The organism is Mucilaginibacter sp. 3215 (genome assembly GCF_050433785.1).
Lineage (GTDB): Bacteria > Bacteroidota > Bacteroidia > Sphingobacteriales > Sphingobacteriaceae > Mucilaginibacter.
Genome location: NZ_JBNPWO010000002.1, coordinates 406353 through 432571, shown reverse-complemented (window position 1 = coordinate 432571; position 26219 = coordinate 406353). Strand labels below are relative to the sequence as shown.

Annotated in this window: 21 protein-coding genes; 10 read left to right on the top strand and 11 right to left on the bottom strand. The window is 41.7% G+C overall.

The window, feature by feature from the left end; translation table 11 throughout:
- Positions 1-134: 134 nt before the first annotated feature.
- A complete protein-coding gene (locus tag ABIC84_RS05470; RefSeq protein ID WP_188831848.1) occupies positions 135-1511 on the top strand; it encodes an OmpA family protein in 1377 nt (458 codons plus the stop codon).
- 508 nt (positions 1512-2019) lie between these two features.
- Entirely contained in the window at positions 2020-2787 is a 768-nt protein-coding gene (locus tag ABIC84_RS05465) for a hypothetical protein (protein ID WP_429262912.1), read from the top strand.
- A gap of 64 nt (positions 2788-2851) precedes the next feature.
- Here ABIC84_RS05465 and ABIC84_RS05460 read toward each other — a convergent pair whose 3' ends face one another.
- From ABIC84_RS05460 to ABIC84_RS05440, 5 genes are all read right to left on the bottom strand, one after another.
- Entirely contained in the window at positions 2852-3715 is an 864-nt protein-coding gene (locus tag ABIC84_RS05460) for an alpha/beta hydrolase (RefSeq protein ID WP_429262911.1), read from the bottom strand.
- A gap of 4 nt (positions 3716-3719) precedes the next feature.
- A complete protein-coding gene (locus tag ABIC84_RS05455; RefSeq protein ID WP_429262910.1) occupies positions 3720-5336 on the bottom strand; it encodes a carboxylesterase/lipase family protein in 1617 nt (538 codons plus the stop codon).
- 211 nt (positions 5337-5547) lie between these two features.
- The gene (locus ABIC84_RS05450) at positions 5548-6351 is read right to left on the bottom strand and encodes a hypothetical protein (RefSeq protein WP_429262909.1); all 804 of its coding nucleotides are present in this window, start codon (positions 6349-6351) and stop codon (positions 5548-5550) included.
- A gap of 31 nt (positions 6352-6382) precedes the next feature.
- Complete coding sequence (locus ABIC84_RS05445; RefSeq protein WP_429262908.1) at positions 6383-7426, bottom strand: EamA family transporter; 1044 nt, start codon at positions 7424-7426, stop codon at positions 6383-6385.
- Between the two features lie 33 nt (positions 7427-7459).
- Complete coding sequence (locus tag ABIC84_RS05440) at positions 7460-7945, bottom strand: TQO small subunit DoxD (protein WP_429262907.1); 486 nt, start codon at positions 7943-7945, stop codon at positions 7460-7462.
- A gap of 83 nt (positions 7946-8028) precedes the next feature.
- Here ABIC84_RS05440 and ABIC84_RS05435 point away from each other — a divergent pair, with 83 nt between their 5' ends.
- From ABIC84_RS05435 to ABIC84_RS05415, 5 genes are all read left to right on the top strand, one after another.
- Positions 8029-9522: a PLP-dependent aminotransferase family protein gene (locus ABIC84_RS05435; RefSeq protein WP_429262906.1), complete on the top strand. Its 1494-nt coding sequence runs from the start codon at positions 8029-8031 to the stop codon at positions 9520-9522.
- 1095 nt (positions 9523-10617) lie between these two features.
- Positions 10618-11877, top strand: coding sequence for a DUF5009 domain-containing protein (locus ABIC84_RS05430; RefSeq protein WP_429262905.1), 1260 nt, complete (start codon positions 10618-10620; stop codon positions 11875-11877).
- Between the two features lie 751 nt (positions 11878-12628).
- Positions 12629-14473, top strand: a complete 1845-nt coding sequence (locus ABIC84_RS05425) for a glycoside hydrolase family 9 protein (protein WP_429262904.1) — start codon at positions 12629-12631, stop codon at positions 14471-14473.
- A gap of 18 nt (positions 14474-14491) precedes the next feature.
- On the top strand, positions 14492-15625 hold the full coding sequence (locus ABIC84_RS05420) for a redoxin family protein (RefSeq protein WP_429262903.1): 1134 nt from the start codon (positions 14492-14494) through the stop codon (positions 15623-15625).
- A gap of 24 nt (positions 15626-15649) precedes the next feature.
- Positions 15650-16408 carry a ThuA domain-containing protein gene (locus ABIC84_RS05415; RefSeq protein ID WP_429262902.1) on the top strand — a complete coding sequence of 253 codons (759 nt, stop codon included), beginning with the start codon at positions 15650-15652 and terminating at the stop codon, positions 16406-16408.
- Between the two features lie 117 nt (positions 16409-16525).
- Here the strand turns inward: ABIC84_RS05415 and ABIC84_RS05410 are convergent, their stop codons facing one another.
- The 4 genes from ABIC84_RS05410 to ABIC84_RS05395 form a co-directional block, all read right to left on the bottom strand.
- Positions 16526-19447, bottom strand: coding sequence for a triple tyrosine motif-containing protein (locus ABIC84_RS05410; RefSeq protein WP_429262901.1), 2922 nt, complete (start codon positions 19445-19447; stop codon positions 16526-16528).
- A 266-nt stretch (positions 19448-19713) separates the two neighbouring features.
- Positions 19714-20688, bottom strand: a complete 975-nt coding sequence (locus ABIC84_RS05405; RefSeq protein ID WP_429262900.1) for a YeiH family protein — start codon at positions 20686-20688, stop codon at positions 19714-19716.
- A gap of 92 nt (positions 20689-20780) precedes the next feature.
- On the bottom strand, positions 20781-21635 hold the full coding sequence (locus tag ABIC84_RS05400) for a pirin family protein (RefSeq protein WP_429262899.1): 855 nt from the start codon (positions 21633-21635) through the stop codon (positions 20781-20783).
- Between the two features lie 76 nt (positions 21636-21711).
- Complete coding sequence (locus ABIC84_RS05395; RefSeq protein WP_429262898.1) at positions 21712-22401, bottom strand: class I SAM-dependent methyltransferase; 690 nt, start codon at positions 22399-22401, stop codon at positions 21712-21714.
- Positions 22402-22461: 60 nt separating this feature from the next.
- Here ABIC84_RS05395 and ABIC84_RS05390 point away from each other — a divergent pair, with 60 nt between their 5' ends.
- Positions 22462-23169, top strand: coding sequence for a DUF92 domain-containing protein (locus ABIC84_RS05390; protein WP_429262897.1), 708 nt, complete (start codon positions 22462-22464; stop codon positions 23167-23169).
- A gap of 18 nt (positions 23170-23187) precedes the next feature.
- Positions 23188-23970 (top strand): zinc-dependent peptidase, encoded by a 783-nt coding sequence (locus ABIC84_RS05385; RefSeq protein ID WP_429262896.1) that lies wholly within the window; start codon positions 23188-23190, stop codon positions 23968-23970.
- Here the strand turns inward: ABIC84_RS05385 and ABIC84_RS05380 are convergent, their stop codons facing one another.
- Positions 23971-24780 (bottom strand): MBL fold metallo-hydrolase, encoded by an 810-nt coding sequence (locus ABIC84_RS05380; RefSeq protein ID WP_429262895.1) that lies wholly within the window; start codon positions 24778-24780, stop codon positions 23971-23973.
- Between the two features lie 110 nt (positions 24781-24890).
- On the opposite strand from ABIC84_RS05380, the gene ABIC84_RS05375 reads away from it, so the two are divergent.
- Positions 24891-25550, top strand: coding sequence for a YceH family protein (locus ABIC84_RS05375; RefSeq protein WP_429262894.1), 660 nt, complete (start codon positions 24891-24893; stop codon positions 25548-25550).
- A gap of 122 nt (positions 25551-25672) precedes the next feature.
- On the opposite strand, the gene ABIC84_RS05370 is transcribed toward ABIC84_RS05375, so the two are convergent.
- Positions 25673-26203: an NADPH-dependent FMN reductase gene (locus tag ABIC84_RS05370; RefSeq protein WP_429262893.1), complete on the bottom strand. Its 531-nt coding sequence runs from the start codon at positions 26201-26203 to the stop codon at positions 25673-25675.
- Between the last annotated feature and the right edge of the window lie 16 nt (positions 26204-26219).

The following is a 26219-nucleotide window of genomic DNA, read 5'->3' as shown; positions in this document are numbered from 1 at the left end:
ATATGCTTTTTTTGTTTGATTAGCCTGCCTTTTGGCCATGGGCTTTCTGGTTTAATAAATATTGATGGCATCAATGTTGGATTACCCGGTGTACGTTTTACTTGAATGTTAAACGTATAATTAAATATATAGATATGAAAACAAATTTAAAAAAAGCCTCATTGCTTCTTACAGGAGTTATGATTGGCAGTAAATTATTCGCTCAGTCAACAGATACCTCAGCTACAGCAAAAGATTACGTGAGGCCCTTTTCGGGCGGTGGTGAACTGCGTACCTGGTCAATAGGTGTACATGGTGGTTTGTTAACCCCTTTTACCATATTTGGACGCAATAACAGGCAGGATTTTACCAGCCCAACTGAACAGTTTGGTTACGGCGGATACATTAAAAAACAAATATTGCCATCTTTAGGCTTACAGGCCGACTTCCTTCGCGGTAAATTAACTTCATCAAACAGTCAGCCTAACGCAGCAGGTACTTCTCCCTATGATTCATACTCTACTAAATTAAACTGGTCGGCAGCTTTAAGTGCTAACATTACGCTGGCTAATATCAACTGGCGCCATGAAAAGCCATTTATTCAGCCTTATTTAACCGCGGGTGTTGGTAATTTGAACTATACGCCGAGGATTACCCCTGTTGGCGGTCAACAGGAAAACTTTAAGAAAACCGATAATGGCCATATCAACGAATTGTTTATCCCGGTTGGCTTAGGTTTGAAATTTGACCTTGCACCAGGTATAAACCTTGATTTAGGTTACCAGGTTAACTTTGTACAGGCCGATAACCTTGACGGATACAAATATGGTGCAGGTGATGACAGGTTTTCATACGCACATATTGGTTTAGAGTTTGCCCTTGGTAATAAGAAAAAACATCAGATGGCAACTCATAATCCCGTATCGTCAATGCGTACAGAGTACCAATGGGAAAACCAGCGTACACGCGCCGAACTACAGCAACAGATTGACGCTGAAAAAGCTAAAAACGCGCAGCTGGCCAGCGATCTTGCAACAACCAATGCCAATCTTGCCAAGTTAACTACCGACAGCGACGGAGACGGTGTTGTGGACGTAAACGATAAATGCCCTAACACACCAGCCGGCCAAAAAGTTGATGGCTCAGGTTGTCCTTTGGCTAAACCGGTAGTGTATGTTACTGAAGAAGATAAGAAAGTGGTTAAAGACGCTATCAAAAACCTTGAGTTTGATTTGGGTAAAGCTACCATTCGTGCGCATTCATATCCAAGTTTGGATAGGGTAGCACAGTTATTAGTTGATAAAAACTTTAGCCTGAAACTTGCTGGCCATACTGACAATACAGGTTCGGCTGATTTAAACATGCGTTTATCAAAAGATCGTGCTGAATCGGTTAAATCATACCTCGCAAGCAAAGGTGCAAATCCATCGCGTATTGAAGCAACCGGCTATGGTCAAACACAGCCAATAGCTACAAACAAAACAGCTGCAGGCCGTCAGGCTAACCGTAGGGTTGAATTTACCTTGTATTAACAAAGGTTGTTAAACCTTAAATAAGTAAAAAGCTGCTCAATTGAGTGGCTTTTTTGCTTTCATATTTAGCAACCAAACCAGGGATTGTTTGAATAGGCAGGATTTTAATCGATTCGCCAATACCATCATCCCGTCTAATTTCTTGTAGCAGGAGCGTGTAACGGTTGTGATACCAGGGGATCGTTAACAGTGATCAAGTGTTTAGCATGAGCGGTCATTTTTATTGCAAATTGATCTGTTTTTATTCATCCGTGACATCAATAAGCAACGTTATTTAATATCAGTGTAAATTAAAACAAAGCCATTTTAAAGATTACCTAACATAACCGTTTATTGCAACAGGTGGTGAATAATATCCGCTTTTCAGCTAAAGGTTAAAGTTTATACACTGCCAGCACTCATGAGCATATCAAACTGACTTTTTTATGACTTTTTTAATTACAAATTAAGAAACAGCTCTTGTTATCACTTGTTCAAATCATACATCTCATTATTATATAAATTGGCTATGAAAGCAATCCTGGTAGTTCACAATCTCAAAAAAGAAAGCAATTATGCACTTACTTACGCCGGTAATTTAGGTGATAAATTAAAAACCAAAGTAATTGTTATGAACACTGTACCCGAGCCGATGAGTGTTCAGCAATCAGATACTACCACACAGGATATATTTGATGATGAGGATTTTAGTTTTAAAGATCAAAATAAAGGCACCGAAAAGATAGTTTTCCTTAACTATCTGGATACTTTGGGGATGTCGCTCCACGCAATTATAGCTAAATATGATATAGGTTTAATTATCAAAGGGGTTAGCGGAACAGCGAAAGAAATTAATGAACAGCTTGTGCCTGTTTTAAATCATTCGTGCTGCCCCTTACTGGCTGTTCCGGAAGGTGCCTCATTCAATATTACCAATATGGGATACCTTGCCGATCTTCGTTATGCCAAAAAGGATATTGTAAATTTTTTAAGTAAAATGAGTGAAGCTATGGGTGTAAAGGCCTCGCTTTTTAATATAACTGAATCGGGATTACCGCATATGTATAATGATTATGCTGATGCTGTGTTCAATCAAATGTTCGCCGGTTCAAGGCTGAACCTGGTGAATATCAAGGAGCGGGATATCATGAAAACCGTTGATGTGTTGGCCAATATAATGGGGGTTGATTTCTTTGTATTGAGTAACCGCAGCTCACAATTAAACGGGTTGTGGGATTGGGAGAATATGGAGAATGAAGAACATGCCCACCTACCGGCGCTTATCTTTCCATGCTGAAAACAGTGTAAATATAAAGGGAAGATACTGTGATCGATCTTCCCTTTATATATTCAATTGCCTTTTATAAAACATAAATACCATTTGTTTTCAGTACTTTACTGAAAAACAACAAATGCTCGGGCAATGCGTTTTGCCAAAACTCCCAGGTGTGGCCTCCTGGTTGTTCGGAATAATCATGTGGAGTATGGTTATAAACTAATCTGCGGTGTAATTCACGGTTGGGCTCAAGCAAAAAGTCATCAACTCCTATATTAATAACCAATGGCAGCCCGTTTTTCCTGATCTGATCTGCCATGTTCACAACAGAATATTGCAGGTAAGTATCCGGTGTCATAGGCCCCCAAATTTTATCAAGCATTTTGGTAAGCATCTCAAACCTCTCGGGAGGGAGTTTCCAGGTGGTCATGTTTGGGTCGAGCGCTCCGCTCATACTCCCTGCTGCTGCAAAAAGTTCCGGATGCCTGGCTGAAAGATACAGCGAACCGAATCCTCCCATGGATAAACCGGTGATAAGCCTGCCTTTTTTATCATTAACAGTGCGGTATTTGCTATCGATAAAAGGAATCACTTCCTTAATAATATAAGTTTCAAACTTGCTGTTAGGATCAATCGGGCTATCAACATAATAACTAAAGATTTCACCTTCGGGCATTACAATAATGATGTTGTATTGATCAGCAAGATCTTTTACCAGTGATTTATCAGGCGTTTTTTGCAGCCAGTCGTCAAAATGGCCATAACCTCCATGCAGCAGGTACAACACCGGAAAATTGGCTTTGCTTTTTGCATATGCCTTCGGAAATGCAATAGCCGCTTTATAAGTTTTGTTCATTGCCGCGCTTGGGATCTGCACCGTATCGACTTTGGCTGCAAAAACCCATATGCTGCTAAACAGCAGGGCAAATATTAAAGCTACTCTTCTCATTTACTTATGGTTTTGGTGCAGCGGCTACTATTTTTAATAATTCATCGTCAGGGTGGTTTTTAACTATGCATTGGTTATCCAGTATCATAGTTGCACCATTTTCGGCAGTGTATGCAGGCCATTTAGGTAACGACGATGTATTAGGGTTACCTGTTTTGGCAAAATTTATCCATGCGCTGCTTATTTTATCAGCAAGGGCATATGCTTCCTTACCACCGCCGGTCATTTCCTGGCAGCGTGCAATGTTGTTAAACTGGAAAGCTATATCCATACAGTGCATGGCTTTATACATGCCTCCATTTACGGGCGATTGCCAGGTAAACAGGTACATATACACCGGGGCCGCGCCACTAACAGCCTTTTCATTGGCTTGTTTAATGGCTAATGAGCGGAAGTTAAATTCGATGTCAGTATATTCTGATGGTTTTGAGATAGTCGGATACGCTTTTTGAGCAGCAGCGATATAAGCGTCGGTTTTATCGCCATACTTTTTTTGAAAACTGGCTTTTAATTCATCCATAGTTTGGCTTTTAGGGCCGGGGATAAATGGAGCGAACTCGTTTTTGGTTGTACCTACCAGCAGCGGAACATTTTTCGATAGCTCTTTAGCTGCCGGATCCGATGGTTGGTAAGGAAGAAAATCGCCGTCTAAAGCGGGTCCCCAGCCGTTCATGGTTTTGCCCTCTTTTTTCAACTCGGCCGAAACCTTGCGCATGGCTTTTTTACCCGCTTCGTTCAGTACATCATAAGGTAGTTTTTGAAGAGAATCAACCTGTGAAGGCTGCAGGTGAAGTTCTTCCAGTAGTGCAGCCGCAATCTTTTGGGTAACAGGCTTTTCGTTGAAGCTGGTAATATAGCTGCCACTTTCAACAATGGCATTTTTAAACAGACCTTTTACTGACGGAGCATTCATTAAAGAAGTAACCTTACCGCCTCCGCCTGATTGACCGAAGATGGTCACATTATCCGGATCGCCGCCAAACTGGGTTATATTTTGTTTTACCCATTCCAGGGCCAATTTCAAATCGAGCAGGCCCGCGTTTGCAGACCCCTTATATTTATCCCCATAGGCTGAAAGATCAAGAAAGCCCAAAATGTTTAACCGGTGATTTAACGATACCAGTACCACATCTCCCTTTTTAGCCAGGTTTTCACCGTCATATGATGGAAGTTCAATTGATGAACCGGCAGTAAAGCCGCCACCATGCAGCCAAACCATTACCGGGCGCTTTTTGCCATCGTTCAGTTTCTGTGTCCATACATTGAGCGACTGGCAGTGTTCATTTGAATAACCCAAATCATGCTGAAAGGCAAATTCAAATTCGTCGTTAACAGTTGTGGTTGGATCGGTAGGACAAACGGGACCGTAAGTTTTTGAACTGCGTACATCTGCCCATGGCGCAGGTTTTTCGGGCGCCATAAAGCGGTCGGCTTTGGCGTAGGGGATACCTTTAAATGTAAAAATGCCATTGTGAAGATAGCCTTTTACTTTTCCGCTTTCGGTTGATGTTACAGCCACATCGTTCCCGGCAACAACTGGTTCGTTGCTGCTTTGGCAAAACGCCGTTACAGGTAAAAAGCAAATGAGTAAAAGCAGCATGAGGGTACTGTTTTTTTTCATAATTGTATTTGGTTAAATTGGTTTACACTTCGCGATCCGAAACTGGCTTCCGGAATTGAAAGATAGTTAATTACCGATTAATTGGAGAGGATGTTTATCCAATGGCAATAGCTATTGTGTAAATATAACACAATGAATTAACCAAATACAACTATATCATACTTTTTACTTTAAAAAAATTTCAGCTGAAAACGTAGTTAATTTAATATAATTATAATCCATAGCTATCCTTATATCGCTGCATCGAAGTTTCAAATATTTCCATCGCGTTGCCCTCGATATCCTGGTTTTCAAATGCTCCATACACAGTATCAAAATTAAGCATGGATGCTTTTTGATATGCTTTGACAAATTCTTCCTTGGCGAGTAATATAATATTAGGATAGCTGTACATAATAGCCATATGCCGTTTGCTTCTGGCTATATTAAAGGTATCACCACAAAGCATAGTTCCGTTGGGTGTAAAGCCTGCAATGTGCAACACACAGCTGCCCGCAAAATGACCGCCGATATGTACTACGCTTATGCCGTCCCAAAGTTGTGTGGTGTTACCACCCCATAAGTAGATATACGGAGAATTAAAAGGTACCCATTCGGCGTCATTTTGGTGGATATAGATTGGGCAGCCAAATTCGGCGGCCCAGTCATTCATATTACTATAATAATGCGGATGTGAAAACGCGATAGCTTTTAATCCGCCTTTAGCCCGGATAAATTCAATTGTAGCATCATCCAGGTACGGAATACAATCCCACAAAATGTTACCTCCCGGAGAGATAAGGAGTAGGGCCCTTTGGGCAATTGCAAACTCTGGTTGTATTTTGAGTGCATACAGATGTTCACTTAACTGTGTTATTTTGATGGTGCGGTTCTTAAGTTCGGCTGCCGTATTCCATTGCTGTCCACTCTCCGGAATGTATTGTCGATCATCTGTACAGATCGGGCAAAACTCCGGCACGGCGGGATCGGCTAAAAACAGGGTGCCGCATGTGCTGCATATGATGGTTTTGTTCATAGTTTTATAAAGTTTATTTAGGGAGATGGTTTTAGATTCGGTAAGCAATTTTTGCCAATGCTTTGATCTGTCTCAAATCGGAAGCCGGGTTGAGATGGTTGCAGTTACCCGCATGTTCAATTGTTTCGGTCACAGGCTTTTTTAACTTAAGCTTCCCATACTTTGAAAGATTTACAAGCAATACGCTGAGCAAGATCACAATTAACCCCAAAAGCTGCATTAACGAAATACTTTCATGTGCAAAGCAAACCCCAAGTAATACGGCGATAACCGGATTTACATACGAATGAGTGCTCACCTGCGTTGCAGGCCTTACCTGCAGCAGCCATACATAAGCGCTGAATGCCCCAATTGATCCGAATATGATAAGGTAAACGATGGCCATCCACGACTGAGCCGGAACGGTAGCGAGGTCAAATCCGTTAAACTCCTGGTGAATAATGGCAGCCGGTACAAAAGCCAAACCGGCAATGATCATTTGCCAGGATGTATTTACCCTCGCCGGAGCTGTACCACCCCGCTTTTTTGAGTATAATGATCCTGCCGACCATGCGACAGGGCCTGCCAGCAGCAATAGTAATCCTGTTAATTTAGCATGCCCCATAGTACCGGTAACCGATTTTAGGAAAGCTTCGCCAAAAAGGAGCAGGATTCCTGCAAAGCCGATGATGAGGCCGAATATGGTCGATTTATTTTTGAGGTTTACCCGCCAGTTAGCTTTATCTAATATGATGAACCATATCGGGTTCACAGAAACCATAATGGCAACCATGGCACTGGGGATATTGCGCTCGACCCAGATCACTATACCTGTAGCTACGAATAAGGTAAGCAGCCCGCAGATACCAGAGGTGATGATATCGCGCTTAACAAATATGTTGTCGCCCTTAATATAGCACCAGCCAAGTAATAAAATACCCGCGCTGAAAAAACGCAATGCACCCATCAGCATAGGAGGGAAGCCCAGAATAGCCATTTGTATAAAGAAATAAGTTGAACCCCATACTATATAAACGGTAGCAAAGGCTATGATCACTAAAAGGGGGGATGCTTTTGTATTTGCTGTAGTTGCCATGATTATTTTATAGGTTAAAGATGTTTGCTGATTTTAATTGGTTTGCAATGATTGGTAAGCCGTAAGCTTTTTGTTCACAATACGTGAGGCGAGCCATTTATCGAAGCTCCATGAATATTGGGACATCCCGGCCAGCAGAAAGCTTGCGGCGCTCAAAGTAAAAACTGAATAACCCAAAGGCGATTCGATGCCGAAGGAAATTGCCATCGCGATAGCAAAACATAAACTAAGGATACCGCTCCCGATAGCTGCCATGCGGGTGAATAAGCCAAGGATGAGTAATAAGCCAAAACCCCCTTCGCCAATGGTTGCAATAGTTGCCAGCGGATTTATGATGCCATCGGGTAGGAAACTCATTACCTGTTTGGCATAGGCAATAAAATGTTTCCAGTCGCCCCAGCCAACGTGTGCGTGACCGTTTGGGCCAAATAAGCCGAGGCGGTCGGCTACTTCCCACAGGTAGCTTACTCCAATGGCTAACCTCAGGTATATGGATGATATTTTTTGATTGAGTTGCATAAGTTTTATTTTTTTTATGATCAAAAATACCATGCTTTTGGACTATACTTGTAGTCCAGGAAATATATTAAAGATAGTCCAGAATGATGCTTATTGAAAGTTTATTAAGTGTAGATAAAAGCAGCCAGGTGCCCGTGTATTTGCAAATTAGCAACGGTATTATCAATTATATCAGGCAGGGGACCTTAAAACCAGGCTCTGCACTTCCTGCCAGTCGTGTGTTGGCAGTATCGTTAAACGTACATCGTAAAACAGTAGTAGCTGCTTATGACGAACTTTATGCGCAAAGCTGGGTTGATGTTATAGCGCGTAAGGGGATTTACGTAGCTAAAAACCTGCCCGATGTTGCACCCCGGCCTATTGAAAAAGCTGTTCTGAAACATAGCTTGCCAAATAAAACCTCGTTCAACGTTGATGACAACAGGATCAACCCTCAGCGCATGTTTGTGGATATGCCTGATGGCAATATTACGTTTACCGAAGGGTTTCCCGATACCCGCATTGCGCCTGTCGACCTGATGGTGCGCGAATACAGACGGATGGCAGGTTATCATTTTACGCATAAATACCTGATGTACGGGCTGGAGCAGGGTTCCGAAAATTTAAGGAACGAACTTGCCCGTTTTTTGGGTGAAACCCGTGGCTTGCATGTAACACCTAATGATATTTTAATAACCAAAGGCGTTCAAATGGCACTTTACCTGTGCGCGCAGGTACTGATTAATAAAAATAATATTGTAATTGTAGGTAATCCAGGCTACAGTGGGGCAAATGAGGTGTTTGAGCAAGCCGGCTCCAGGTTGGAATTTGTCCCTGTAGATGAACATGGTATTGATATTAATGCCGTTGAGACTATTTGTAAAGCACAAAAGGTACGTATGCTGTACGTGGTGCCGCATCATCATCAGCCTACTACAGTAACGCTGAGTTCGGAGAGGCGTATGCGTTTACTCGAACTGGCAGCAAAATACCAGTTTGCCATTATTGAAGATGATTACGACTTTGACTTTCATTATACAAGCGGCCCTATTTTACCGCTGGCCAGTGCCGATTATTATGGCAATGTAATATATGTGGGTTCATTTTGCAAAACCATCGCGCCGGGCATTCGCATTGGCTTTATGGTTGCGCCGGCTAATTTTTTATTACAAGCCACCCGCTTACGCAGGCTGATTGACCGCCAGGGGGAGCATCTGTTAGAAGAAGCTATGGCAAGTTTATTAAAGAACGGTGACATTAGCAGGCACCTGAAAAAAGCCAATAAGCTGTATCACGAACGGCGTGATATTCTTTGCAAATTACTGCAGGAGCAATTGGGCGATTATATATCCTTTAAAATACCATGTGGCGGTTTTGCCATATGGGTTAAATACCTCCATGATCTGGACACTGCCGTTGTTTCAGAAAAAGCTAATGAACTGGGGCTGTCTATAGGTGCAGGACATGATTATTATTATGATAAAACATTTAAACACAGCTTTGTACGGATAGGTTTTGCCTCATTAAACGAAAAAGAAATGCATGAAGCAGTAAATATCTGGAAAAAGGCTATTCTTAAATGTCTTCCAAAAGTTTAAAAGTTTGGCATAGGGGATTAAACGCCATAATAGGATGAATTTGTTAATATGATGTCATACTTTGACAGTTACTGTCATGCTTTTAAGTTAGAGATTTTCTGCCAAAATTTGCATTTGTCATGCCGGTGACAAATTGTCGGTTAATTTTTTTAAAAAAGCTAAGACCTCTAATATGTAAAAATCAGGGAATAGTTTTTTTACAAAAAAAAGTTTGGCGATGAGTTTTTATAGCCGCAAAGCAGGCTAAGAAATTAATGAGCGAAATATTTTTCTCCAAAAATAAATTTGTGCTTGTTTCCTCGCTTTTTTTTAAATAATTCGGCAAAAAACAATTTTTCGGCTTTTTTTGCCCCGATTTAAGCTCTTTCTTTTTCGTTAAGCGCAAAACTCTGGGTTAAATTTAATAAACGCCAGTTTTTGAAGGTCGTTTCAAAGAAAAAATCAATTTTGAAAATGACGTTTTTAGGCTTAAAGTATTGATTTATAGGGCGTATTTTTTAATGGCATGTTTTTAGCCTAACTGGTGGCAGGAATGATACAATTGTTCTTGCATCCCTGCCACAGCATGCCTGTAGGAACGGTTGTATTTCCTCAAAACATTGTTAGTTCAGTAATTAAAACATTAAAAAAATTAAAGTTATGTTAACCGTATTAGAAGTTGCCCTTTTCTTAGCTGTTATTATCGTTCCATTAATCCCTGCAAGAAAAACTGCAAAATAATTGGACATTAAAACCAGTTAATGAATGGGCGGCCTTTGGTTGCCCATTTTCGTTTTTATACCATTTGTGACCGGTCGTACTCATTGCTAACCAATCCTTCCGGTTTTTTCCGTCGCTTCCGAAACCTCCTCCTTTCTCACTTCGCTGCTATTTTTATTTATGTACAATATTACCTATAGTAGTAGTGATGTAGTGCCGTAATAAAAGCATCAGATCATGCTATCGGATAGTTTTGTGCATAAATGATCCATTGGATTTATACCAGTGCCTTATAAACGAGGTTGGCATTGGCATGTACGGCGATAATATTTTATCTATCGCAAGCCATAATTCACTATTTTCCGTAAAAATTAAATGAAAACCCTCATATAAAATATGCAGCAATTACCCAAACGCCTTTTATCAATAGATGTATTGCGTGCGATTACTATGCTCCTGATGATATTTGTTAACGATGCGGGCGGTGTACAGCATATTCCCGAATGGATAGACCACGCCAAAGGTTTTGAAGACAGGATGGGTTTTGCTGATACTATTTTTCCGGCGTTTTTGTTCATTGTGGGCTTGTCGTTACCATTTGCTATTAATAACAGGATCAAAAAGATTCATAGTGCCAGACAGGTCTTATTTTATATCCTGGTGCGCAGTGCGGCGCTGCTCATTATGGGTTTTTACCATGTAAACCTTGAAGAATATAATTCATCGGCGGCATTAGTTCCGAAGGCTGCATGGGCACTGGTTATTACTATGGCATTCTTCCTGATCTGGCTTGACTATCCGGAATCTACGGCAAAGGCTAAAAGATATGCCTTGCAGACATTGGGAATTGCTATGCTGATAGGCATGGCGGTGATTTATAAAGGTGGCGAAGATGGCGAGGTACGGGGTATGGAGCCTTCATGGTGGGGGATATTGGGTTTGATAGGATGGGCATATTTGGTTTGTGCTTTGATATTTTTCGCGGTTAAAGGCAAATTGAACAGCATTATCGTAGCATGGATAATGCTTGCCGCCATTAATATTTTGGCGCACTCACTATTAAAGATAAAGGTGTTGCACGACGAAACAATGGTAACCATCGCAGGAAAAGATGTTACGGGCAGTTTTCTCGGCAATGCTATTATCTTTTTAAAACCGTTTTGGATAATCAACGATGCATCGACCATGACTTTAACCATGGGAGGTGTGGTGATATCAGGTATTTATGCCAAATTGGTTGAACAGGGTAAAACACAACGCATCTGGGTCACACTGACTGTCGTCGGTATTTTATTCCTGATAGCAGGTTTTGCTTTAAGGCCTTATACCGAGGGTATTTCCAAGATTCGTTCAACACCCGCCTGGGTATTCATTTGTTCGGGAATTACCACGTTAGCTTTTTTGATGCTGATATATATGGTTGATGTTAAAGGAAAAATAAATGCCTTTAACTGGATCAAACCGGCAGGTACCAGCACACTAACCTGCTACCTGATCCCGTATTTCCAGGTGTTTACACTGGAGCTGTTCCAAATTAACTATCCCGATGTTATCAATAACGGGTTTCCAGGGCTATCGCGCTCTTTTCTGACGGCTGTGATCATCGTTTTATTTGTTGGATTACTTGAAAAGAAAAGATTACGCTTAAAAATTTAATTATTATACACACCTAAAATCTCATGACAACAATTTCATCATTATTGTAACCCCGGTTGGTGAATATGTCAGTAGATGTTGGTGATAAAATGAATACTTACTTGATACGGCTATCAGGCACTTGGATTAAAAGAACCTTAAAAGCATCTTCAAAAGAGGCCCCCTGGTTTATCAAGCGGCCTCTTTTAGGTTTAGGTTGATTATAATAAAAGCTACTAATTATAATTGCGTTCTTTGGCATAATCAGCAGTCAATGCACCTGCATTGGCGTCAGGCGAAACCTCGCAATTACGCTGCAGCTATACTAATGATGTAGGGATGTCCGTACTTACACGGCCGGGAATAGCCTGTTTAACAATTTTAATTTTACGGCAGTCCGGTAGACTATATTTCATGTTGGATTTATATAAGAGATGAAATTTTATATTCTGCAATTATCAGGCAAACCTTACTCAATTGCTATTTTAAAGCCACTACAAAACCACTACTATCGTGTTATCGATAAAGTGCTACGTGGTCATTAGCCCCAAGTCGTAGTTTCTAAGCACAGAATATTAAAAACGACCTTGTACACCTCACTTAGCATTTGACGGGTAATCGGCGAAGGTAAGTTTGTAACAAATTGAGGTGTTTAATCACGGTAGAGCTAATGTAGTGGCACAAAAATATCTGGCCGAAAATTAATCTTTTAGCTTTGACCTGCATTGCAAAACCATCATGCTTAAACCGCAGGGCAATTCCTTAACTTTATATGAGTCGGAAAAAACACATCAATATCCTGTTTAAGGCCACTGCCTTGTTTTGGTTCGGTCTGCCGTTTTTTGTACAGGCACAAAATATCAAAGTGGTAACCAATCACGTTGGTTATGAAGATAACAAGGCAAAACATGCCGTTATAGTTGCCGACAACCGTCTTACATTTACATCATTTAACCTCGTTGATGCAGATAAGGGTAAAATCGTATTTACCGGAAATGTCTCTTACAGCGGCCCGGTTGACAAATGGAAAAATTTTGAGTTTTGGACGCTTGATTTCAGCAGTTTTACTGTGCCGGGGACTTATAAAATTCAATTCACTTCACCTAAAGGAATAATTTCATCATACCCTTTTATCATTGGCAAAAATGTGCTTGAAAAAGCTACTATATCCGATGTAATATATTACTTTAAAGGGCAGCGCAGTTCGGGCCTACTGGATAAGGCCGATCATCATCTGGTATTACCCGGCACAATGGATACTGTTGACGCGCACGGCGGCTGGTATGACGCCACCGGCGATTATGGCAAGCATTTGTCGCATTTATCATTTTCCAATTATTTTAACCCGCAGCAGATCTGTTTAACAGCGTTTAGCCTGTTTAAAACATATGAGCTGCTAAACGCTCGCCCGGGAACTGATTTTCGCCAGTTTAACCGCAGGATTTTGGATGAAGCCATGTATGGAGCTGATTATTTAGTGCGGATGCAGGCTAAAAATGGCTCATTTTATCGCTCTGTATCATCGCCCGGCCCCGGGAAATTGCCTAAGGATAGAGTGATCCAGGCAAACGAAGGCAATTACCGGATTAAACAAACCAAAGACCAGTCATTTACCAAAACCACCTCAGGCAAAAACTGGCGTACTTACCAGACCAGTTACCGATCGGGTGGAGGGATTGCTATTGCGGCGCTGGCTATGGCTTCGGCTTATCAAACATCGGGTGAGTTTAGTAATGCGGATTACCTGAAAGCTGCCGAAAATGCCTTTGCTTTTCTGGAAAAGGAAAACCCGCAAATGGACTATGATAAAAAAGAGAATATCCTTGATGACTACTGTGCCCTGAGTGCCGCTACCGAATTATACAAAGCAACTCACAAGGATATATATAAAGCTGCTGCCGAAATGCGTGCTAACAACTTGCTTAACCGCCTAAGCTTGTGGAAAAAGTACCAAAATTTTTGGCGCGCCGATGATAAGGACAGGCCTTTTTTTCATCCATCAGATGGCGGCTTGCCTGTAGTAAGCCTGCTGTATTACTATCCTTATACGTCCAAAGATTTGCAGGCAAAGATCAAAACAGCAGTAAGAAAGTCAATGGAATTTGAATTGGCTATTACCCACGAAGTAAACAATCCCTTTGGTTACAGCCGCGAACTGGTGCAGGATACATTGGGCAACCGGCACAGCGCTTTCTTTTTCCCGCATGGCAGTGATGCTTCACCCTGGTGGCAGGGCGAAAACGCGAGATTAGGTTCAGTAGCCACTGCTGCACGAATGGCTGCCAGCCTGTTTAAAGATGATAAGATTTTTCATGACCAGCTCTCCGGCTTTGCGATAGATCAGTTGAACTGGATCCTGGGCCTGAACCCCTTTGATGCCAGTATGCTGCAGGGTACAGGACATAACAATCCGGCGTATGGCTTTTTTGGTACGTTTGAATATACCAACGCACCGGGCGGTATTGTAAATGGCATTACTTCAGGGTTTGATAATGAGGATGATATTGATTTTAATATCCCTTATGTAGTGTCAGGTAAAGATTCTGACTGGCGCTGGGCCGAGCAATGGCTTCCACATACAGCCTGGTACCTGCTGGCAGTATCAACGAGTGATTAATTGTAAACCATATCTATCATGAAGGAGTTTAAGATCAGTTTGTGTTTCATCTTCGGGCTGCTATGGGTTTTGCCGATGTTTTCTTTTGCCTTTGATGAACATAGAACACTGGCCATAGGAGCATCGGCGCCTGATTTTAGTCTGCCCGGTATTGATGGCAAAACTTACACTTTGCAATCATTCAGAAATGCTAAAGTGTTAGTTGTGGTTTTTATCTGCAACCATTGCCCTACCTCGCAGGCTTATGAAAGCAGGGTGATCAAACTGACCAGCGACTATGCATCAAAGGGAGTTGCTGTGGTAGCAATCAATCCCAATAACCCCGCCTCACTGCGCTATGATGAATTGGGCTACAGTGATTTAGGCGATTCATTTGAAGAGATGAAAATACGTGCGAAAGATAAAGGCTTTAACTTCCCATACCTGTATGATGGCGAAACCGAATCAGCTTCCAATAAATATGGCCCGGTTGCTACCCCTCATATTTTTGTTTTTGATAAAGACAGGAAGCTGCGTTACAATGGCCGGATAGATGATATGGAAAACCCTGCCAAAACACCCAAATCATTGGATGCTCGTAATGCTATTGATGCGGTACTTGGAGGCAAAGAAATAGCAGTACCCGTTACCAAAACTTTTAGCTGCTCGGTTAAATGGGCCGAAAAAAAGGATTGGATAGATAAGGCGCAAATTCAATGGGCAAAGGAGCCGGTAAAACTTGATACCATTAACGCCAGCGTAATTGCAACAGTGGTAAAAAATCATTCGGACAGGTTAAGGCTTATCAACCTTTGGGCTACCTGGTGCGGCCCTTGCGTTGCGGAGTTTGACGATCTGGTTACCCTAAACAGGCTTTACCGCGACAGGGGCCTTGAATTTGTAAGCATCAGCGCTGATGACCCGGCTAATAAAGATAAAGCTTTGAAGTTTTTACAACGCAAGCAGTCATCAGGTATCAACTACATTTATACAGGCGATGACAAATATAAAATGATAGAGGCAGTAGATCCTAAATGGAATGGAGCTTTACCTTATACCATGCTGATTGACCCGGATGGGAAGGTCGTATACAGCCACCAGGGCGCCATTGACCTGGAGGAAGTTAAGAAAGTGATCTGGAATAACCCGATGATGGGCAGGATCTACAAATAAATCATCAACCCAAAAATCATCGATATGAAAAAAATAGCCCTGATCTTCAATTTTTGCCTGTTAACCATTATCAGCGCTTGGGCACAAAAGGCCCCGCGTTTTAAAGTAATAGCCCTGTATGAAAACGGGGGCCATCATATTGAGTATTCAAAAGTGGCAAAAGTATGGCTGGATAAGCTGGCTGCTGACAGTAATTTTTCTGTCGATTATATTCAAAGTACTGATAGAATTAATGATGCTTTATTGTCTAATTATCAATTATTTATCCAGTTGGACTACCCACCGTATGCCTGGAAAGAAAAAGCCGTAAAAGCGTTTGAAAAATATATTGATGAGGGTAAAGGAGGCTGGATAGGTTTTCACCACGCAACTCTGCTGGGCAAGTTTGATGGTTACCCGATGTGGAACTGGTTCTGGAATTTTATGGGGGGCATCCGCTACAAAAACTACATAGCTACATTTGCCAAAGGTACTGTCAATATCGAAGATCAAAGCCATCCGGTAATGCAAGGCGTTTCACCATCCTTCCTGATTCAGAAGGAAGAGTGGTACATTTATGACAAAGATCCAAGGCCTAATGTACATGTGCTGGCCTCGGTAGATGAATCAACCTATGAACCTAAAGACGGCATTACTATGGGTGACCATCCTGTAGTATGGATTAACCCCGGAAAAAAAGCCCGGAACGTTTACATCTTTATGGGACACTCGCCAGTGCTTTTTGATAGTAAGGATTATACAAGGCTTTTCAGTAATGCTATATTCTGGGCCGCTGGAAGATAAATATGAAGGTAGCCGGGATTGAATAAAAGCATTTTTAAAACAAGAGATGCCTTTGAGGGGCAACGCTTTGTTTGACGTTTGGCAGCAACTGAGAAGTAGTAAAATCGGGAAGCAGTTTTATCCGGATTGTTTAGTGACCTCCATCAAAAAATCATATAGATTGGTTTCGGTAGCTAATTGCAGCTTTTTGCGCACCCGATAACGGCTGATCTCCACGCCTTTCAGCGAAATATTAAGTAACTGCGCTATCTCCTTTGATGAAAGGTTTAACCGTAGGTAAGCACAGAGCTTCAAATCGGTTGAGCTTAAACCGGGAAATTTGGCTTTCATTGTGGTTAAAAAGTTATTATGCACCTGGTCAAAATACATGGAAAAGTTGTCCCAGTCATCGTCACTTTTCCCGGTATCGCTCAATAATTTAAATACGCTCCTGAATTGGTACGATGCATCAGGAATGTTAAGTTTTTTGATTAATACCATTAGTTCGTCCTTGATATTGAGCAATAGTTTACTGCGGTTAACCATTTGCATTGTTAGCGTGGCCAGTTCTTTGTTCTTGTAATTTAGTTCGGTTTCAAGCTTTTCGTTTTTTAAGGCAATGATCTCTTTATCATTTCTGTCAAGTTCAAGACTATGGAGGTAGCTTAGCCTTTTTTGTTCATCTGCGTGGCGTTGCTGATACAGTTTGAAACGTTTTTGCTGCGCCTTTATGCCGATATACACAGTGCAGGCAATGATCAGGAAATAAGCCAGGTAGGCCCAAATAGTTTGATACCATGCCGGCTCAACAATAAAACTATAACTGACGGGAGCAGATGCTGTGCCCAAATTATTACGGGCCTTTACCGAAAATGTGTATTGGCCATAAGGAAGGTTGGTGTAATCCTTCTCTGTTTTAACCGACCATTGCGACCAATCTTTATCAAAACCTATCAATTTATAGCTAAACTCCTGATTGCTTTTTTGTGCGAACAGGGTGGAGGTATATTCAAAATGAAAGGAATTCCAGTGGTTGGACAGCGAGGCAATAAGTTGCGTGTTTTGTGCTGATTCGATCCGGTTGTTTTTAACAAAATATCCTCCAAAAATAAGGCTGTCTTTTTCAGCTATAGCTTTTACTGTAGTAAGCAATACCTTGAGTTTGTTGTTGGAAGATACATACTGTCGGTAATTTAAATGGAATACGCCATTGTTTGAGCCGATAAAGATGTTCTCCATGTCGTGCGGATAAATATACTCTGCCCCCTTTACCGTTTGCCCGGCCAGTTCAGGGAAATAGATCACCTTATAAGATACGTTAGATGATCTTTTGCCAAAATCAATTACGCCAACCCGCTGGTTGCTGATAAACCAGATATTGCCTTGGCCATCTTCAGTAAGGAACTCGATTTTTGCTTTGCCAAATATAGGTTTGTAAAAAACGGACCGGGCAAAGTCACCCTCGGTGACATTATATTCATAAGCACCTTTTTCGGTGGCAGCTATTACTTTGTTTTTAATAAAATATACATGATTATTCAGCGCCGATGGTAAGCCGCTTTTTTCGGTATATTGCGTATACCCAACTATCTTTTTCCTGTCGGCGGATAGTTGTACTTTAAAAATACCCCTGTAAGGATGTGTTGCCCACACAAAGTTGCTCTTATCTACCGCGAGGTTCCCTAACGATTCATAAATACCATTTATTTTTCCTTCAAAGCTAAATCCGGCACCATTGTATTTTAAGAGTTGAAAGCCGGTGTAGGTCCCCGCTATCACATCCTGCGAAGCAGGGAAAGCTTTCATCATCCACGCCCCCGGACCCGGGGTTATCAGTTTAGCCTGGTCATCATCTACCTGTAAAACACCATCCTGATGGCCAGCCAATAAATGCCCGTTAATTTGCGTAAGACTTAAAACCTGTCCTTTAGTGCTTGGCACTTCTGTAAAAGTACCTGTGGTCGCGCTGATATCTTTTTGCTGCGCACCTATCGGTACAGCATATAAGCCGTTTGATGTTCCGATGAACAGTTTATTGTTGAAGATACTTACCGCATTGCTTTTTACCAGGTTTTCGCGATTGGGATAAATGTTTTTAACGGAAGTGTTATAATTGATAAAATCGAGCCCGTTTTCCAGTCCGAGCCATAAATTACGATCTCTGTCTAACAATATGCCATGCACATTATTGTTTTGTAACCCCTGATTGTTGGAAAACTGGTCTATCAGCTTGCCTTTACCATCAATAATAATCAGCCCTTTTGCTGATGTACCGATGGCGTATCTGTCGATGCCAATTTTTTGAATGAAGTTTATAAGATCAGTAAGCAGGATTCCATCAAGAGCCGTGTTTTTTTTAATCAGTGACGAGCCAGTCATGATAAAGAGGCCATTTTTGCGGGTGCTTACCAATAAGGTGTCTTTATTAAACTCAGTAATGCCGGTGACACTCAGCGCTGTTGTGGGTTGTTGAACGGAGGCTTGCCAGCGGGAATCTTTAAAAACAACCAGTCCAATGGCTTTATCATAAGCAAACAATTTACCGCCGGCCTCGCTTAGCAGCATCCAGCCCCCGGGTGCATCAAAGGTGTGCATGGTATTGTTCTTCAGCTGAAATATACACTCTATGGTCCTGAAGAGTACCTCATTATTATGGATAACAATATCCCAGATATCGGCGAACTGCCTTGCTTTTTTGGGCAAGAGTTGTTTAAGAGAATGGAATTTGAGGATGCCTGAATTGTTCGGAAAAAAGTAACCTACTTCATCCTGTCCGCCAACATAAATACGCCCCCAGGCATCAATAGCTACAGATTTTATGGCACTTTTGTTAGGAAGCGGATATGTTTTCCAATAACTCCCGTCGAATGTCAGCAGGCCTTCGTCATTGGCAAAATAAAGGATCCCATTCTTATCTTGTTTAATATTCCAAATCTCGCTCCCTGCATTATATTCATTATGTGTGTAGTTTTTAATAGCGGGTGTCCCAATGGTAGTTTGAGCCGAAGATGTGCATATCAATATGCGCAGAACAATAATAAATAGAATGTTTTTTTTCATTAACGATTTCCTGGCAAGGGTTTAAAACCCATTGATAATTAGTATTACCCGGCAAATGTGGGCCTAATTAAGAGCCGTAAATTAATCAACATTTTACATATAGTATGTAGTTCGCTAATATTGCTAAGCGAAAAAAACGCATATGTGGTAAACCTGCAATAGATTGCGTAGTGGTATTGTAGGGGCAGAGACTATTTATAAAACCAAAATAGCAATGCTCCATTGTGTAGCTGTCAAATATCTGCAGCGGCATTGAATAGCATGACCTAAGCTAAATGCATAATTGCATACAATGCTGCCCCTGATATTGCAATCCAAAGCGCTACTCCCTGCAGAAGCGGCTTCAACCCAACCGATGCTAATACCCTGCGTGAAAGGCCTGCACCTATTAAAAATAAGGTAAGCGTTAAACCAGCTTTTGCTATGTTGACTATAAACGGGCTTACCAACTTTATAACGGGCACATAAGTATTAGCTATCATAGCCAATATGAACAAGCCAATAAAATAAGGAATGCTTACTTTTTTCGATCGGTTCCTGAACAGAAAGGTAGATAGAAATGCCACCGGGATGATCCACAGAGCCCGGGCCAGTTTAACAGTAGTGGCTACTTCAAGCGCGTGAGCTCCGTATTTACTTGCTGCACCCACTACTGAGCTTGTATCATGTATGGCAATCGCGCACCATAAACCAAACTGCGTTTGTGATAAATTAAGATAATGACCTATCAGCGGGAAAACAAACAAGGCTATTGAGTTGAGGATGAATACGCAACCTAATGCTACAGAAATCTGCTTTTCTTCGGCTTTAATAACGGGCGAAATGGCTGCGATGGCACTCCCGCCGCAAATAGCGGTTCCTGATGAAATTAAAAATGATGTCTTTTTTTCGATGTTTAGCCATCTGCCCATTAGTGTACCAAAGAGTAAAGTTCCGGTTATGGAAGCGATGGTAAAAAGAATCCCTTCTTTGCCGGCTTGCAATGCGCTGTGTACATTCATGCCGAAACCTAAGCCTACTACTGACACCTGTAATAAAATATGGGTTGCCCTGTGATTAAGGTGCAGATAGGGATGACCGGAACATTGCGCTACTACCAAACCCAAAAACAATGCTACTGCCGGGCTCATAAAAGGCATCAGGCATAATATAATACAAACTGCGAATATAATTTTGCGGGCATTTTCATTGATATTCAATAGCAGACCGCCTGTGTTGTTTAATTGATGTGGGGTATTCATTTTCCTTTGTTTTGATGATGCAAAGGTGTATGAAATTACCGCCGGGTTCTTATCATAAAGAGCAATCTGTGATAACCAAAAGTTATGTAGATTTAATAGTTCAAGGTACCGAACACGCCGTTTCGGTAATCGGCAAGTGCTTGCTCAATTTCTGCGGGCGTATTCATTACAAAATTATCTTTAGCTGATATCGGTTCATCAATAGGCTCGGCAGAGAGGAATAATACCTGCGAATCTTCGGGTGACTTTACTGAGATCTCGTCATTATCTTTTTCAAACACAACGAGATTGTATTGGCTGATGGTTTCACTATTTACCTCAACGCTACCTTTTATAATATAAAGTAATGTCCAATAGCCAGGTATTGCTTTAAAGTTTGCCTCTTTACCTGCTGCAATTTTGCCAACAATTGAAATAACCGGGGTGAAGTTTTTGATAGGGCCGGTTTTGCCTTCATAATTTCCGCTGGCAAGGTTAAAACCGAGGCCTTCGCCAATGAGTACTTTGGGTAACTGGTTGGCACTGGCCGACTGGTAAAAAGGCTCATTCCACTTTTTAGTTTTGGGCGCATTGATCCAAAGTTGAATAAGTTCCTGAACGCCACCTTTCTGCAGTAATTCGGCAGTGGGGCCCTCGCTGTGCATAATACCTTTGCCTGCAAACATCCATTGTACATCGCCGGCTTTGATGATCTCATCATTACCCGCATTGTCTTTATGGTAACCTTCGCCCTGCAGCATAATAGTATAAGGGCTAAAGCCTCGATGCGGATGTGGATGGATCCGCAAGGTTTGACCGGGCGTTATTATCTCCGGCCCCATGTGATGCAATACAATGAACGGGTTTGCAAACCTAAAATCTTTATGGGGCAATGGTTGACGCACGGTTTCTTCGGCGGTAATTTTCTTTTCACGACCGGCAAGGATATGTGTAATGGCTTTTTTCATTGGGATGATGTTATCAGAATAAAAATAGCTTATTCAGTACAGAATAAAGCCGGTCAATAAGAAAATTACTGTGATTTTACTTGCTCAGTGTTAACCGTACCAAATACTGTTTAAACTCGTCCTCCAGTAACACCTCCATATCAAAGCCTGCTTCATTAACAATAGGCTCAAGTGTTTTCTCGTCAATATACAGCCAATGAAACCAGTCGGTTTTTTGATGGTTGTATTGATATTGGTAAAGCAGTTCTCCGTAATAGCCTTTCTCGGGCACGCCATCTTCGTATAAATAAGCAATATCCGATGAGTCAAACAGGATCTGCCCGCCAGGATTAAGCAGCAGTTTAATATGCTGTAAAAATACTTTCAGGTTTCCAAGTGTGCCAGTGAGGCCGATCCCATTCATGAGCAGGAGCAGGGTATCGTATTTTTGCTCATCGTAAGCAAAAATGTCACCTTTGACCACATTGTTTACGCCGCGCTCTTTCATTACTTCACATGCCAATGGTGATATATCCAGCGCAACGCAATCAAAACCGCGTTCCTGCAATACCAATGCATGGCTGCCCGCACCGGCACCGATGTCTAATACTGTTCCGCGGCATTCGTTCATAGCCAGCCATTCAATATCCGGCATGTCATCCTCATCCCTGAAGTAAACATCAATGGGCATTTCCTCTTTAGGGCCATATTGATTATTGATCCAAAGTTTATGGTTAGCTGATTTATGATAATAATCATGTATGGCCTGTCCCAGTATATCTTTCATGTGCCCAAAAGTATGAATTGAAAGTTTAATTTAGCGCCACATTAATCCCTTTGATCGACTATGTGGTTAAGTTATGGTTTGCTGGCACTTATTTTAGTAGCTGGTGTAACATACAGTATATCGGCCCGTAAGCTAACTATTATAGCAGCATTAACCGGTGCCGCTGTTGCCATCCTGGTATTTGCCGGTGCCGGCTTTACAGGTTTAGCCATGATGACCACCTTTTTTATCTTAGGCTCGGCGGCTACCTCATTGCAAAGCAAAGTTAAGCAGGATTTAAATGCGGCTGAAAAGGGCGGAAGGACAACCGGGCAGGTTTTGGCCAATGCAGGTACTGCTGCCTTATGCGGAATTTTGATCTTCGTTTTTCCGGCCCACACTCAAGTTTTACAATTGATGATTGCCGCCATCTTCGCTTCGGCAACAGCCGATACATTGTCATCGGAGTTAGGGACGGTTTACGGAAAACGTTTCTTCAATATTATAACCCTAAAGCCGGATTTACGCGGGTTTGATGGGGTAATCAGCTTAGAGGGTACTTTAATTGGAGTAATTGGCTCGGTTATCATTGCTGTTGTTTATGCCATAGGAATGGGTTGGACAACAAATCTCATCTGGATTATTGTTGCGGGTACACTTGGTAATCTAACTGATTCTGTTTTAGGTGCTGTATTGGAGAGAAAGGGGGCAATCAACAACAATACCGTTAATTTTTTAAATACCCTGATAGCCGCTTTGTTTATGCTGTTGTTGTACTTTGTTTTATAATTTAATCTGTAAATAAAAATGGTTCCTGTCCTTATATTGATAGCTGTTGCATTGGTGGTATTTGTTTTCCTTAATAAAACAAAAGTGGTAAATGAAACGCCTGCTAACACATTGAATTACAAAGCGATTTTAGAACAGTATATCCCTTATTATGAGCATCTCGATGCTGATCGAAAACTGTTATTTGAACAAAAAGTGGAGGGCTTTTTGGCAGATATTACTATAGAGGGCGTTGGCACAACTGTGAACGATAAGGATAGGATCATGATTGCCGCAAGTGCTGTAATCCCGATATTTGGCTTCACCGACTGGAAATACCGTAACCTCACCAATGTGATCCTTTACCCGGATACATTTGATAGCGAGTTTCAGTTTGAAGGCGAAAACAGGAGTATTTTAGGAATGGTAGGCTCAGGATATATGAACGGGCAAATGATCCTATCAAGAGCGGCGTTAACAAAAGGCTTCAGCAAGTCGGCAGGGAAGGAGAACACTGCTATTCATGAGTTTGTGCACCTGCTCGATAAATCGGACGGCGCCACGGATGGTGTGCCGGAAAACCTTCTCGCTCACGAATATGTAATGCCCTGGCTCAAAATGATACACCAGGAGATTCATAAAATTGAAGCTGGCCGTTCCGATATTAATCCCTACGCTATAACCAATGAAGCTGAGTTTTTAGCTGTTGTAGCCGAGTACTTTTTTCAAAAGCCGAACGAGTTGAAACATAAACATCCCGAACTTTATGATATGTTAAGCACCATCTTCTTGCAGGACCTGGCTGATAATGATGTTACCTGATCAAAAGCTAAGGCCAAGCTGCCCTAACGGCTCATGTTGAACAACCGTACTGCTGATATAGTAAACCGGAGTTTCTTCATGTCTTGACGCCACAATAATATTGATCCCATTGGCACAATTGGTAAACAAATCCTCTACCAGCTTGGGATCGTTGTTGTTTTTGGAAAGATGCGAAAGCAGCAAGTGGGTCATGTGCGGCGGGCGGTGCGTAGTGAATAAACCCAAAGCTTGTTTGTTTGATAAATGCCCTTTTCCCCCGCGGATGCGTTGTTTTAAATAATAAGGGTAACCGCCTTTATCCAGCATATCATCATCATAATTGGCTTCCAGAAAAGCAGCATGGCACTGGCTAAAGTAGCGGATGAGTTGGTCGCACACTATTCCCAGGTCAGTAAACACGCCTACCTTAACATCGCGGCAGCTTACAATAAAGCTATGCGGCTCAGATGCATCATGTATTTTGGGGAAGGATGTTACTTCGAGGTCACCAATAATAACTGTTTGAAATGCGCTAAGATGATGGACTTTAAAATGATCAACACCGCTAAGGTGCATCAGTGTGCCGGGGGTAATATACACCGGTAGCTGATATTTTTTAGCCAATACCGGTATGCCACGAATATGGTCAGAATGTTCATGCGATACAAAAATGGCTTTTACCTTTTGCATGGATAAGCCCAGCCGGGTCATGCGTTTTTCAGTCTCGCGGCATGAAATGCCCACATCAACCAATATAGCCTCCTGATCGTTCCCCACGTAATAGCAATTGCCATTACTTCCCGAATTTAATGATGTAATGAATAAAGACATTGAAATGCAAAGTAAACCATTTTGATGTTATTATTTTAATCCTAATGATTTTAGCAATCAGAAAATTAGCAATTTTTTTTGACGCTATAAAAACCTGCTTATATTTAGCCATGGATTCACCGCAAACTTTACCCGTACTTGATGCCGAAGAATTACGTGTGCTTGGTACTTTAATGGAAAAAGCCAAAACCACACCCGATTATTATCCTATGACTCTTAACGGATTGGTGGCCGCCTGTAACCAGAAAACATCGCGCAAACCTGTTGTTAATTATGATGATGATAGGGTTATCAATGCTCTAAATTCCTTGAAAAGGCGCGGTTTGATCTCTACCGCTACCGGTGGTTCTATTCGTAATATTAAATACAAACACAATTTCGCCATAGTTTTCCCGGTAATACCTTCGGAAGTAGCGCTGATTTGCCTTTTGATCCTTCGTGGGCCTCAAACGCCAGGTGAATTGAATACCAACAGCGGTCGCATGTACGAATTTGATTCGATAGAAGATGTGCAGGAGATCCTGGATAAACTTGCTGGCGGCGAGACGCCTTACATTGTACAGCTACCCAAACGCCCCGGCCAAAAGGAAGTTAGATACGCGCATCTATTAGGCGGAACGCCCGAAATTAATGATGATGATTTTGCAGATGAGCCAAGTGGTCGCCCATCTTCATCAGCAATGGAGACTCGTTTAACCAAAGCCGAACAGGAAATTGCCGAATTGAAAGAAACCGTGGGCAGGTTGATGAGGGAATTGGGAGTGGAGTAAAAATTATGGTCATGTTGAACTTGTTTCAACCCCTCATTTGCTAAGCCGTCTGCTAATCTGGGCGTATACCTGTCCTGTGGGGTGCTGAAATAAATTCAGCATGCGGTGCAGTTTTTTCATGGCTATAGTTCTTTTAAAAATACTTCCATTACATCCCGCAAAGCCCTCTCCGTTTGCTCATCTGTAATATTTCCATTAGCATCTATTTTACTCCTGATAAAAGGAATAAGCAAAGTTGCTCCTTCTGTTACTTTTGCCGAAAGCGCACCAAGTGTCAGGAGCAATGCCTCATGCGCATGACTGCCAACTGATGACGCGGTAACTAAAGCTACTGGTTTATCAACCAACGAACCGCTCGAAACCATCCAATCCAACATGTTTTTAAGCTGACCGGGAACTCCAAATGCATACTCAGGTGTACAAATGATAATGCTTGATGCATTTTTAATTAATTCTCGCAATTCTGCAACTGCTTCTGGTGGGTGTTCATGATTCAATCCCGGATCAAATGGCGGGATATCTGCCAATCTTTTGTAAACTGAATAACGGACATCAGCCGGAGTTAATCCACCTAAAAATTTCAAAATATTATGATTGGACGAGCCCGATCTTAAGCTGCCGGAAATAGCAAGAATGTTGCTTTTGTAAGTCATGGGAAAGATATTATCT